Consider the following 12,111-nt stretch of genomic DNA (forward strand, 5'->3'; position numbering starts at 1 on the left):
CTTAATCGAGTTTATCGGTTAGTTTTTTAAACACTCTTTTAGGCTCTTTATTGTTGTAAAGAATCTCATAAACAGCGTCAATAATAGGTGTTTTGGCTTTTAGCTCTAAATTAATTAAATAAGCACTCTTTGCGGCGTAATAACCTTCGGCAACCATATTCATTTCCATTTTAGTAGAAATAACGGTATATCCTTTACCAATCATGTTTCCAAACATACGGTTACGTGAAAACAAAGAATATCCTGTTACTAATAAATCGCCCAAATAGGCAGAATCATTAATATTGCGTTTTAATTTATGAACTTTTTTAATGAACTTTTTCATTTCGCGAATTGCATTGCTCATTAGTAACGCCTGAAAGTTATCGCCATATCCTAAACCATGCGCAATCCCAGCAGCAATAGCATAAATATTTTTTAACATAGCAGCATATTCAGTTCCAATAACATCGTCTGATGTTTTAGCTTTTATATAATGGCTACGTAGGCTTTTCGCAATAATTTCAGCTTTTTCTAAATCGCCACCCGCAATGGTTAAGTAAGACAAACGTTCTAAAGCTACTTCTTCTGCATGGCAAGGCCCCGCTAAAACGGCAATGTTTTCTAAAGGAACGTTATAGGTTTCTATAAAATGTTGTCCTACAATTAAACCTGTTTCAGGAATGATTCCTTTAATAGCCGAAATAATTACTTTTTTCTCTAATGAAACCGTTAGTTTTTGTAATTCGGTTGCTAAAAAAGCAGAAGGAATGGCAAAAACGATATAATCTGCAAAAGAAATTGCTTCGTTGATATCGCTTGTTAATAAAAGTTGATCGGTATCAAACTCAACCGCACTTAAATAATTGGGATTGTGCTTGTTTACCTTTAGGTCTTCAATCGCAGTTTCGTTACGCATGTACCACGCAATTTTATTTTCATTGTGGCACAGCATTTTGGCAATAGCGGTTGCCCAACTACCTCCACCAATTACTGCAAATTTTGGATCGTCAATCATTTCAATATATTTGAACTGCAAAAATAATCTTTTTAACCATTATATAATTTATTATTTTGTTAAGCTTCAAAAAAAGACGATTCCGCAACAATAAACAACTACAATCTTACGTTATTCCTATGATTTTTAATTTGATTTTTTAATAAACTGAAAAAGCGACTCCCAATTGGATGTCGCTTTTTTTATTTTTTGTAGAATAAATTATGATCAATGTATTCCCAAACCTTAGTATCAATCATTGGCTTGATGTTTTTGCCTTCTTTAATACTATTGCGAATAAAAGTAGAAGAAAGCTCTATAATAGGCGCATTAACCTTATGTATTTTGGGATGATTTTTGAACTCAACAGGCACCTCATCTTCTGAAATTCGTGGATATACATAAATAGGATACTCGTTTAAAATTACCTCATAATTTTTCCATTTATGTAACGATTTTAAATTATCCTCGCCCATAATCAATGAAAACTGATGTTTTGGAAACTTTTCCTTTAAATGCGCTAGTGTATTAACGGTGTAATTAGGCAGCGGTAATTTAAATTCAATATCACTTGGTATAATTTTATCGTACCCATCTGTTGCCAAATGTACCATGTGTAAACGGTGATAATCTTCTAACAAACCTGCCTTTTTTTTCAGTGGATTATGCGGTGTAATCACCATCCAAACCTGATCTAAATCACTATTTTCTACCAAGTGGTTGGCAATAATTAAATGCCCCACGTGTATAGGATTAAATGTGCCAAAGTACAAGCCTACCTTCATTTTTTAAGCATTTACAAAGTTAGCAACCAAGTTATACGCCTCTTGTTTAGCCGTTTCTAAATCGTGGTTTTCTAAAATTACATCAAATTCTGGCGCACGAGAAATTTCGCGTTCTGCTTTTTCTAAACGCATGGCTATTTTCTCATCACTTTCGGTTTGACGAAAACGCAAACGACGCTCTAACTCTTCAACCGATGGTGGATTTACAAACACAGCCAAGGTTTGTTCTGGATACTGACTTTTGATGTTTAAACCACCTACCACATCAATATCAAAAATAACGTGTTTACCTAATGCCCAAATACGTTCAAGCTCGGTTTTTAATGTTCCGTAATAATTGTCTTTATACACTTCTTCATACTCAACAAAGGCATTTTCTTTGATTTTTTGTTGAAAATCTTCGGCAGAAATAAAATAATAGTCTTTTCCATTAACCTCATCGCCACGCATATAACGCGAAGTTGCAGAAATTGAAAAATCTAAATGCAAATCATTTTGTTGTAATAAATGTTTCACAATAGTTGTTTTACCTGAACCCGATGGTGCCGAAAATACAATTAATTTACCTTGTTGAGCTGCCATTTGTGTTGTTTTGTTTATAATATGTTTAATACTTGTTCTTTGATTTTTTCTAACTCGTCTTTCATTTTCACAACCAATTTTTGCATTTCGGAATGATTTGATTTAGACCCCATAGTATTAATCTCACGACCCATTTCTTGTGCAATGAAGCCTAATTTACGACCACTGTTTTCTTGGGTATTCAACGTTTCAATAAAATAATCTAAGTGATTGGTTAAACGCACTTTTTCTTCATTAATATCTAACTTTTCAATGTAATAGATTACTTCTTGTGCATAACGGCTTTCATCGATGTTTACCTCTAACTCTTTTAAGTTTTGCTGCAAACGTTCTTTTACATTTTTAATACGCTCTTCTTCAAAAGGCGTAATTTCTTTCATATACGTGCGAATGTTTGCAATGCGTTCTGCAAAATCGTTTCCTAACTTCTCACCTTCTTGCTGACGAAATTCGTTGATGTTTTTTAAAGCTTCGGCTAAAACAACTTGTATTTTAGTCCACTCTTCTTCATCAACCTCACAACGCTCTACTTTTAAAGCATCGGGCATACGTACCGCCATTTTCATTAGCTCGGTAGCATCGGCATTAGGAATAATGTTTTGCATTTGTGCAATATACGCTTTTACAATAGGAGCATTTAATACAGCAGATGTTTCTTCGCCCGTTACCTCAATAAAAACAGAACATTCTACTTTACCACGCTCTAACTGTTGCGCAATAAGGTTTCTAATTTCTAACTCTTTTTCTTTGTACGCCTGAGGCAACCTAACACTTAAATCTAAATTTTTAGAGTTTAGTGATTTTACCTCTACTGTAATTTTTTTTAATGGTAATTGCATTGATGCCTTACCAAAACCTGTCATTGAATAAATCATGCTCATAATTGTAAAGGTGCAAATTTACTAAATTGTAACTTAGGTTTTTAAATAATTATATTGATGTGTGCCTTTTTAAAAATTAAGCATTTACAACTTTCAACATCTCTTGAACTGTTTTAGGACTATTACCTACAAATATTTGATTGTTGAAAATAATTACGGGGCGCGCTAAAAAGGTATAATGTTCTAAAATGTAACGTTTAAAATCATTCTCTGTTAATTTTTCATCTTTCAAGCCCATTTCTTTATACAACTTGGCACGCTTGCTAAATAACTTTTCATAACCACCTGTTAAAGCGTACATTCCTTCTACTTGCTTTACGGTTAGGTCTTGCTCCTTAATATCTTGTAATTCAAACTGAGCTAAATTATGTATTTGATTCATGATTTTTTTACATGTATCGCAGGTTTTTAGGTAATAAATTTTGTTCATTTATAAAGGTTTTATATTGTAATTAGTTAGCAAAACATCTATTGCTTCTTCAAAGAATGCTTTTATTCTTAATAAATCAGGATACTCCATTTCATAAACATCCACATACGTTGCTATTTCAAACTGATTGTTTTCTAATTGATTTCCCCAGATACCATCTTTAGAATCAATATACAATTGTTGTATTGCTGTAGAAATGATTTTCTTTGAAATTGAAGTATTAAAAAACGAATTTACATTTTTGCTTTTTGAGGTGATAAGATATTTAGAATTGATTTCGTTGTTTTTTGTTTGTATTCTATTTCGATTAAAAATGGAAATCAACTTATTTAACCATGTTTTTTGTTCCATTTTAAGTTCAATAACTTCATCACATTGAAAAACACAATAGATACGAGTTACATTAGATTCTAAACTAGTTCTTCCTGAAACTGTATAGTGGGTATAATGATCAAATATAATTTTAAAACTTTTGTATGAAGCAATTGCTTGCGCAGAATGCCAATACTTTCGCTCAACAAATTCCCCTTCGATGATTTTGCAAAAATTCTTCCAATAAACATTATTTTCTTCCTTAAACATAATCAAACAAAAAGGCAAGTTAGTAAAATTACCAACTTGCCTAAAAGTGTTTCTGCTTTTTGATGCATTTATTTTTGAACAATGTATAATTTATCAGATAATCGGATACGGAAAGGAACTTCAAACGTAATTTTCTCGCCAATATTGGCAACGGTTGCTTCTTGTCCGTTTACTTTAAAAGCTTCTAAAGTTAAGCGTTCTTCTCCTGTTGATGGACCCGAAATAATAATAGTATCGCCTACTTTTACTGAATGATTTACAATTGAAAATTGCGCTACAGATGCTTTTGTAAAATAATGTTCGCCTTGCCCAACCAAAACTTTACGCTCGTTTTTCTTTTTACGAATTTCAGTTACAGTGGCTACTTTCACAGGAACTACCTCTTCAAAAACATTGCGCTCTTTTTTAAACTTTAACGCATCTGATTTTCCTTTTTTAAAGATTAGATTCCCTTTTTGCACACCTTTTCTCAACATCTTTTGCTCTTCAATAGGCAACTGAATAACTTCTAAACATTCGTTAGAACAACATCCGTGCATGGCTTCGTGGCATTCATCGCATTGAATAAACAATAAATGGCAACCTTCATTGGCACAATTTACGTGTGTATCACAAGGTTTTCCGCACTGATGGCAATTGGCAATAATATCGTTGGTAATGCGCTCGCCCAAACGGTGATCGAACACAAAATTTTTACCAATAAATTTACTTTCTAAACCTTCTGCTTTTACTTGACGGGTATATTCAATAATACCACCTTCTAACTGAAAAACATTTTCAAAACCTTGATGTTTAAAGTACGCACTTGCTTTTTCGCAACGAATACCGCCTGTACAATACATTAACAACTTTTTGTTTTGTTTATGTGCTTGTAGTTTGTCGTTGATAATTGGCAACGATTCACGAAACGTATCAACATCAGGCGTAATAGCATTTGTAAAACGACCCACTTCACTTTCGTAATGATTTCTAAAATCAACCACAATTACATCAGGATCTTCTAACATTTCGTTGAATTCCTTCGCTCCTAAGTGAATTCCTTTGTTGGTTACATCAAAAGTAGCATCATCCAAGCCATCGGCAACAATTTTATGACGTACTTTTACCGTAAGTTTTAAGAACGATAAATCGTCTTGCTCAGCAGCTACATTTAAACGGATGCCTTTCATAAAATCGTATGCTTCTAAGGTATCACGAAAAGCTTCAAAATTTTCTGCAGGCACACTCATTTGTGCATTAATGCCTTCATGCGCTACATAGGTTCTGCCTAAAGCATCTAATTTAGACCAAGCTAAGAATAAATTGTCTCTGAATTGTTGAGGATCATCAATTTTTGCGTATTGATAAAACGATAAAGTAATGCGTTTTTGACCCGCTTCCTCAATTAATTGCGCACGCTGTTCGGCGCTTAATTTGTTGTACAGTTGCATGCTATAAAACTTTAAATGATAAAAAAACCGAACTCTAAATGGAAGAATTCGGTTGCAAATTTACGGTTTTATTTTTTAGTGAAAATGATAAAAATCATTTGCGTTTAATATTGATACATTATAGACGTATTCCAGCCTTGTAGATTTATTTGCACTTGATTTTGTCCTTGAACACGCAAAGGGATAAGATCAAACGATATTGTTTTTTGAAAAACAGCTAAACAACCCTCATTATTTATGAGTTGAATTTAGCACCACGTTGCACAGGGAATGATTCCATCACATTTTCTGAAGCAATGAAATTCACATCCCAATTGTTAGGATCCCAACCACTAGAACTAATAGTAACTTCTAAGCAATCTCCGTTTAAAACTACATTTGTAAAGGTGTAATTAGTTGTTACTGTTTGATTAAATCTATTAGTATCAACTATAGCCATTTTATTACAACTAGTAATAACTGGCGCTGTTACTACATCATCAAAACGACAGCAAGAAACAAACAGTGTTGTTGCAAATAATATCAGAAAAGCTACTTTTTTCATCATTAACCACAATATCTAATTACTTTTTACTCATAAAAGCATTGGTATCATCCATTGGTTTGGTTGAACCACGGTGACACGTTGCGCACTCAATGGCATTTTTATATTTTTCTCCAATTGGTGCAAACTCTTTTGCGTTTAATTCGTCGGTAAATTTAATCATATGTCTTGCTACTTCTTTCTCGTGTTTTTTATCAGACGATTTATCCAACATCACATGGCAATGATTACATTTAACGCCTAAGGCTTTATTGTAACCCTCCATTAAGTTCATTAAACTATCTTTGGAAATGCTTTGCGGCAAAATTTTAAGATTTTTAAATCCGTCTTTAGCAACACTTCCGTAATACGTTTCTTTTGTTTTTAAATTGAAAGACATTAGAACCAAGCCAACCAACAAAAAACTTAAAATATACATTGCATTTTTTTTCATAGCCTTTTAGTTTTAACTAAAATTACAAAAAACAACAATGTATGTTACAGCAACTTACAATTTATAGTTAGTCTAATTTAATAAATCACATTACTTCTAATATAACATCAGACGCTACAAATTCTTCAGCTCCTACAAATATTCTAAAGTTTCTAAAGACAAGAATATCATTGCTTTTTAATTGAGGTAATTTCTCTTGAAGTAATTGTAGATTTCCGTTTTTAGAATCCATCGCTAATTCAACTCTTTTAAAAGTGTCTATATAAATTAAATCAAACTGACAATACCACTCAAAATTCAGGCAATTCAAATCTGATGAATTAAGTTCAAGCCTTGAAGTCTTTAAGAAACGATCAATGTCACTGATACTCTTCTCTCCATTGTTAATTTTAATACTAAAAGTTAAGTCTTTAACTTCATAAATATCTGAAAACACTTCCTTTCTAGAGTTATCGTGCACCATGATTTTTGCAAAACCTTTTCTTTCTGGATAAATTAAAAACTTACATTCGTCTTTAATTTGTTCAATCTTTCCATTATCTGTTGTAACAATGAAAGATTTACATTTATTACCAGACAAACTAAAAGGAAATGGTACAGATTTCACCAACTCCTTTTTGAATTCTTGAATTAAAGCGATTTTTTGAGCAGAACAAATACTACAAAAAAAGACAAAAAAAATTAATTTGATTTTTTTCATAATTACACCCAAACCCTGATATAAAAGCTACTTAATAGAATCTTTAGCTATTTTTGTATCAGCTTCTTTGATAGCAGGGGCTTTTGTTTTATTATATTCTTCGCGAATGGTTTGTTGATTAAAAATTTCAGCTAAATAAGGTTCAACAATACCTTCTAAACTACTTTTAGAAATATTTGTGATTTCAGGATTTTCAACTAACTGATGCCAAACACCTTTTACACCAAACTTATAATCGCCAAAAACAATTACCGGAGTACCTTTTACTTTTACTGTGTTTTTATCAGCCAAGACCCATTGATCTGCCCAAGTGTACAACCATTGCGCATCGGCATCTAATAATCGTAAACAAGAATGCGAAGCAGGATATCCTGGTAAAGCATATTGATGCCAACCCACACCACCAGAGTTATTAATGTTAAAGTTCCAGTTTAAAATCCATTCATCATCAACAGTACTGCGTACTTTTCTTCCTTTCCAATTGGCAAAAAACAAACCTCGTGGTGTTTGAGCGGTCTTTTTACCCATATTGGTTGGCCCCCATTTTACTAAACTTCCTTTCTCATAAACTCCGTATGCTTGAATTGGATATGAGAAAATAATAATTTTAGGAACCTCAACCAAATTATCTAATTTTCTTGGAAAAGGCGTATAATCCATAAACGAGCTTTTAAACTCATTTGGAACAACTAAAGTATCGCGCCCGTTGATATGATCGGTATCAATTCTGTTTAAAGCGGCAATGGTATATTGTTGTTGCTTCGTATAAGTTTTATAAAACAATTTACGTAGTGAGTCGCTATTTTTTATTGGCCAATAGCTGTAATCGTCTCCTTTATAAACGCTAAACTTCTTCGCTTTTTTATTTTTCTCAATTTCAGCTTTTTTCACAGCTAAAAGAGAATCTTTCTTAACAGCTGCTAAAGAATCAGCCTTTAAAGACAAGGTATCTTTATTTAATTCAACATTACGCGGATGATCAGTTGTACTGTTACTTTCTTGAGGTTCTTTTCCTTCGTTTTCTTTCTTACAAGCTACCCAAAGCGTTAATGCAAGAAAAACTAACAACAATTTTTTCATTTTCTTTTTTTATACGAAAATACTAAAAAAAACATTCTAAAAAAATAGCTGATAATAGCCCTATTAAACAATTAGCATCTACCACAAATTAAAACGACATTTATTGTCGCTTTTTTATCCTATCTTTGTTACAGTTAAGAAAAAGAGTTGATTTATCAACAAAAAAAACTATATTTACCTATAATTAGAGATTAGATTATGAGTGCAGATAAAGAGGCAAAATTAAAAGCTTTACAGCTTACATTAGATAAATTAGACAAAACATACGGTAAAGGAACCGTAATGAAATTGGGCGATAGCGCAGTTGAAGAAGTAGAGGCTATTTCATCTGGATCATTAGGTTTAGATTTAGCTTTAGGGGTAATGGGATACCCAAGAGGAAGAATAATAGAAATTTACGGACCAGAATCGTCAGGTAAAACTACTTTAACATTACACGCCATTGCCGAGGCTCAAAAAGCAGGAGGAATTGCCGCTTTTATTGATGCAGAGCATGCTTTTGATCGTTTTTATGCTCAAAAATTAGGGGTTGATATTGACAATTTAATCATATCACAACCTGATAATGGAGAACAAGCTTTAGAAATTGCTGAAAACTTAATTCGTTCAGGTGCTATTGACTTAGTCGTAATTGACTCGGTTGCTGCGTTAACGCCAAAAAGTGAAATTGAAGGTGAAATGGGTGATTCTAAAATGGGATTACACGCACGTTTAATGTCGCAAGCATTACGTAAATTAACAGCTACCATTTCTAAAACCAATTGTACCGTATTTTTCATCAACCAGTTACGTGAAAAAATTGGTGTAATGTTTGGAAACCCTGAAACCACAACGGGTGGTAACGCCTTAAAATTCTACGCATCGGTTCGTATCGATATTCGTAAATCAACCCAAATTAAAGACGGCGACAATGTAATGGGTAACCGTACCAAAGTTAAAATCATTAAAAACAAGGTAGCACCGCCTTTCCGTACCGCTGAGTTTGATATTATGTATGGTGAAGGAATTTCAAAAACAGGTGAAATTTTAGATTTAGCTGTTGACTTTGAAATTATTAAAAAATCGGGATCTTGGTTTAGTTATGGTGAAACCAAATTGGGCCAAGGACGCGATGCTGTTAAAGGCTTAATTAAAGATAACCCTGAACTGCAAGAAGAATTAGAAGATCGTATTAAACAACATATTAAAGAACAACAAAGTTCTTAATGATAAATCCCTCTAAAGTTTTAGAGGGATTTTTTATTCTCAGAAAAAAACACCAACTTTGAACATTCAATGGGGTGCCAATTTATTGGCTGAGATGATACCCAAGAACACGGTTCTGCACCTGATCTGGATAATGCCAGCGTAGGGATTGTAATTTTATCATCTCATCTGTTAATTTTTAAGTTAATACGATGCAGGAAATTTTATTAAAAACCACTTGGATGGAGTGGTTGGGCGTTTCTTTCGCCATTGTGCAAGTTTTATTGGCACAAAAAAACAATATTCACAATTATCTTTTTGGTATTGCTGGTATTTTGCTGGCTTTGTATGTGAAGTTCAATGCTAAATTGTATGCTGAATTTTCGCTCGATTTATATTATTTAGTGATGAGTATTTACGGTTGGATTTTTTGGAAGTTTGGTAAACAACAAACCGAAACGCCTATCACATTCGCAACCTCATCCGAAAAATACAAAACAGCAGGTATTGTAATTGGTGCGTTTGTAATTTTCTATACTTTTTTAACGCAATTTACAGACAGCGACGTTCCTTTTTGGGATTCTATTGTAACCGCCTTTGCGTGGGCTGGTATGTGGCTTATGGCAAAGCGAAAAATTGAAAACTGGGTTTTACTAAACATCAGCAACATCATTTCAATTCCTTTACTTATTCATAAAGATTTGTATTTGTACGCAGCTTTATCGGCGTTCTTATTTATTGTTGCTATTTTCGGATATATCAACTGGAATAAAATCTTAAAAACGCAAAAACATGCTTAGTTTAAAAGAAATTCGAACACAATTAAACCAAGCAACGGTAATTCCTGATGAAATTATACAACACATTTACAAAGAACGATGGTTGCAAATTTGGGTACCCAAACAATACAAAGGTTTAGGATTTGGTTTTAACAAAGGTTTGCAATTATTAAAGGAATTAGCTGCAACAGATGGCAGTTTGGGGTGGATGGTGACTTTGTGCGCTGGTGCCAACTATTTTTCTAGAAACTTAAAGCCTAAAATTGCTCAACTTCTTTTTAAAGATGACTTTACTTGCTTTGGCGGAAGTGGTATGATTGGAGGAACTGCCGAAAAACAAGGCGACAACTACCTTATTTCTGGCTTTTGGAAATACGCAACGGGCGCACCACATTTAAGTCACTTTACGTTGAATGCTGTGGTTACTGAAAATGATATTCCCGTTTTGGATGGGGATGGAAAAGAGCAAATTCGTTCTTTTATCATTCCTAAAAATCAAGTAAAAATTATTGCGGATTGGAAATCGATGGGAATGAAAGCTACAGGCACTTTTTCGTTTACTGTTGATGCGGTTTTGGTTTCCGAAGATTATAGTTTTACGTACAATACCTTTTATACGGAGAGTATTTTAGATAAAATTCCGTTTCGCATTTTTGCCGATTTAACCTTGTTGATTAATTATATGGGTATGGCACAACATTTTTGCAAGCAAGCTTTGTTGATTAATCCTGATTTAAAGATAGAATTCTTTAATAATGAAGTAGAAATTATGACTACCAAAATGTTTGAGTTTGCACATAAAGTAGAAACCTATTTATTGGAAAACAATTCGGATTTAGAAACTTTACAAACTGACATTCATCAATTTGGTGTAGAAAAAGTAACTTACTTAGCTCATGAAATTTTAAACTTTTATATGCAATTGGGCATTGTAGCATCTAATGAAAACCAACCCATCAATCAAATTTTCAAGGATTTTTTCACCGCAACACAACACGCGAATTTTAGAAGAAAGGAATAATTGGCAACCTATTCTTTTAATTAGATATATCTTTATATTTGATAACACACTTATCTGCATATGAAAAAGGCAATAGTATTTCTATCTTTAATTATACTTTCTTGTCAAAATAAAGTTTCAGAAATAGAACCTAAAATTGAGAAAAATGACATATCATTTTTTGAACCAAGCGACTTAGGTGCTTTTGGTTCTCCAACTAAGCTTGTGATATATGCAAGTTTCGACGAATGTGGAGAATGGGGTGGTCATGAAGAAAGTTTTGAAATCTTTGCAAAAAAAGACCTTAATTTCTACGCCTATTATAAAAGAACTAAAGTTGATTGTGATAAATTAAGTGAGTTTTATGGAAAGCCAGAATTTCAACAGCCTTATATTTCAAAAGAAATTCGGTTATCAGAAGATAACATAATTGCTGTAAATAATTATCTTTCCAAATTGATTAATAGTAAAATTAAAGAAAGATCTCCTGGTCATGCAGGTCAGACTTTTGGTGCTATTAAAACAGATTCTACCTTTCTAATTAATGTTTATGATAATAATAAAGAAAATTTAGATAATTATAATAAGTTACTTGAATCTTTTAAAATTGAAAAAGTTAATTATCAATAAAACAAAAGATTACATCTTGTGAGATTCTGAATCGAATTGTATTCCTCAAGACTCGAATTACATTCCTCAAGTCTCAAATTCTATTCCTCACAAT

15 protein-coding genes and 1 riboswitch are annotated in these 12,111 nt (G+C 32.7%); of the genes, 4 read left to right on the forward strand and 11 right to left on the reverse strand.

Translation table 11 applies throughout. From position 1 onward, the window contains the following. Position 1: 1 nt before the first annotated feature. The 11 genes from H1R17_RS03835 to H1R17_RS03885 form a co-directional block, all read right to left on the reverse strand. Positions 2-997 (reverse strand): NAD(P)H-dependent glycerol-3-phosphate dehydrogenase, encoded by a 996-nt coding sequence (locus tag H1R17_RS03835; protein WP_163431639.1) that lies wholly within the window; start codon positions 995-997, stop codon positions 2-4. A 182-nt stretch (positions 998-1,179) separates the two neighbouring features. Beyond that, positions 1,180-1,761 carry a nicotinate (nicotinamide) nucleotide adenylyltransferase gene (gene nadD, locus H1R17_RS03840; protein ID WP_163431428.1) on the reverse strand — a complete coding sequence of 194 codons (582 nt, stop codon included), beginning with the start codon at positions 1,759-1,761 and terminating at the stop codon, positions 1,180-1,182. A gap of 3 nt (positions 1,762-1,764) precedes the next feature. Then, positions 1,765-2,343, reverse strand: coding sequence for a guanylate kinase (gene gmk / locus H1R17_RS03845; protein ID WP_163431429.1), 579 nt, complete (start codon positions 2,341-2,343; stop codon positions 1,765-1,767). Positions 2,344-2,357: 14 nt separating this feature from the next. Further along, entirely contained in the window at positions 2,358-3,218 is an 861-nt protein-coding gene (locus H1R17_RS03850; RefSeq protein ID WP_163431640.1) for a YicC/YloC family endoribonuclease, read from the reverse strand. An 82-nt stretch (positions 3,219-3,300) separates the two neighbouring features. Continuing rightward, complete coding sequence (locus tag H1R17_RS03855) at positions 3,301-3,654, reverse strand: arsenate reductase family protein (protein WP_163431430.1); 354 nt, start codon at positions 3,652-3,654, stop codon at positions 3,301-3,303. Then, entirely contained in the window at positions 3,655-4,236 is a 582-nt protein-coding gene (locus H1R17_RS03860; RefSeq protein ID WP_163431431.1) for a hypothetical protein, read from the reverse strand. A gap of 68 nt (positions 4,237-4,304) precedes the next feature. Next, positions 4,305-5,666: a rhodanese-related sulfurtransferase gene (locus H1R17_RS03865; protein ID WP_163431432.1), complete on the reverse strand. Its 1,362-nt coding sequence runs from the start codon at positions 5,664-5,666 to the stop codon at positions 4,305-4,307. Positions 5,667-5,901: 235 nt separating this feature from the next. Beyond that, positions 5,902-6,213 (reverse strand): hypothetical protein, encoded by a 312-nt coding sequence (locus tag H1R17_RS03870; protein WP_163431433.1) that lies wholly within the window; start codon positions 6,211-6,213, stop codon positions 5,902-5,904. A 16-nt stretch (positions 6,214-6,229) separates the two neighbouring features. Continuing rightward, positions 6,230-6,643 carry a c-type cytochrome gene (locus H1R17_RS03875; protein ID WP_163431434.1) on the reverse strand — a complete coding sequence of 138 codons (414 nt, stop codon included), beginning with the start codon at positions 6,641-6,643 and terminating at the stop codon, positions 6,230-6,232. A gap of 85 nt (positions 6,644-6,728) precedes the next feature. Further along, complete coding sequence (locus tag H1R17_RS03880) at positions 6,729-7,343, reverse strand: hypothetical protein (RefSeq protein WP_163431435.1); 615 nt, start codon at positions 7,341-7,343, stop codon at positions 6,729-6,731. Positions 7,344-7,370: 27 nt separating this feature from the next. Beyond that, positions 7,371-8,423: a L,D-transpeptidase gene (locus H1R17_RS03885; protein WP_163431436.1), complete on the reverse strand. Its 1,053-nt coding sequence runs from the start codon at positions 8,421-8,423 to the stop codon at positions 7,371-7,373. A 198-nt stretch (positions 8,424-8,621) separates the two neighbouring features. Between H1R17_RS03885 and recA the strand changes: the two genes are divergently transcribed. The 4 genes from recA to H1R17_RS03905 all read left to right on the forward strand — a co-directional run bounded on the left by recA (position 8,622) and on the right by H1R17_RS03905 (position 12,017). Further along, positions 8,622-9,629 (forward strand): recombinase RecA, encoded by a 1,008-nt coding sequence (gene recA, locus H1R17_RS03890; RefSeq protein ID WP_163431437.1) that lies wholly within the window; start codon positions 8,622-8,624, stop codon positions 9,627-9,629. 60 nt (positions 9,630-9,689) lie between these two features. Continuing rightward, a riboswitch (TPP riboswitch) is annotated at positions 9,690-9,794 on the forward strand. A gap of 26 nt (positions 9,795-9,820) precedes the next feature. Beyond that, a complete protein-coding gene (pnuC, locus tag H1R17_RS03895) occupies positions 9,821-10,408 on the forward strand; it encodes a nicotinamide riboside transporter PnuC (RefSeq protein ID WP_163431438.1) in 588 nt (195 codons plus the stop codon). Continuing rightward, entirely contained in the window at positions 10,401-11,408 is a 1,008-nt protein-coding gene (locus H1R17_RS03900; protein WP_163431439.1) for a hypothetical protein, read from the forward strand. Before pnuC ends, H1R17_RS03900 begins: the two co-directional genes overlap by 8 nt. Before the next feature lie 60 nt (positions 11,409-11,468). Continuing rightward, positions 11,469-12,017 carry a hypothetical protein gene (locus tag H1R17_RS03905; RefSeq protein ID WP_220458659.1) on the forward strand — a complete coding sequence of 183 codons (549 nt, stop codon included), beginning with the start codon at positions 11,469-11,471 and terminating at the stop codon, positions 12,015-12,017. Positions 12,018-12,111 lie beyond the last annotated feature (94 nt).

The sequence above is a fragment of the Flavobacterium sp. xlx-214 genome (assembly GCF_013874595.1).
In the GTDB taxonomy this organism is placed as follows: domain Bacteria; phylum Bacteroidota; class Bacteroidia; order Flavobacteriales; family Flavobacteriaceae; genus Flavobacterium.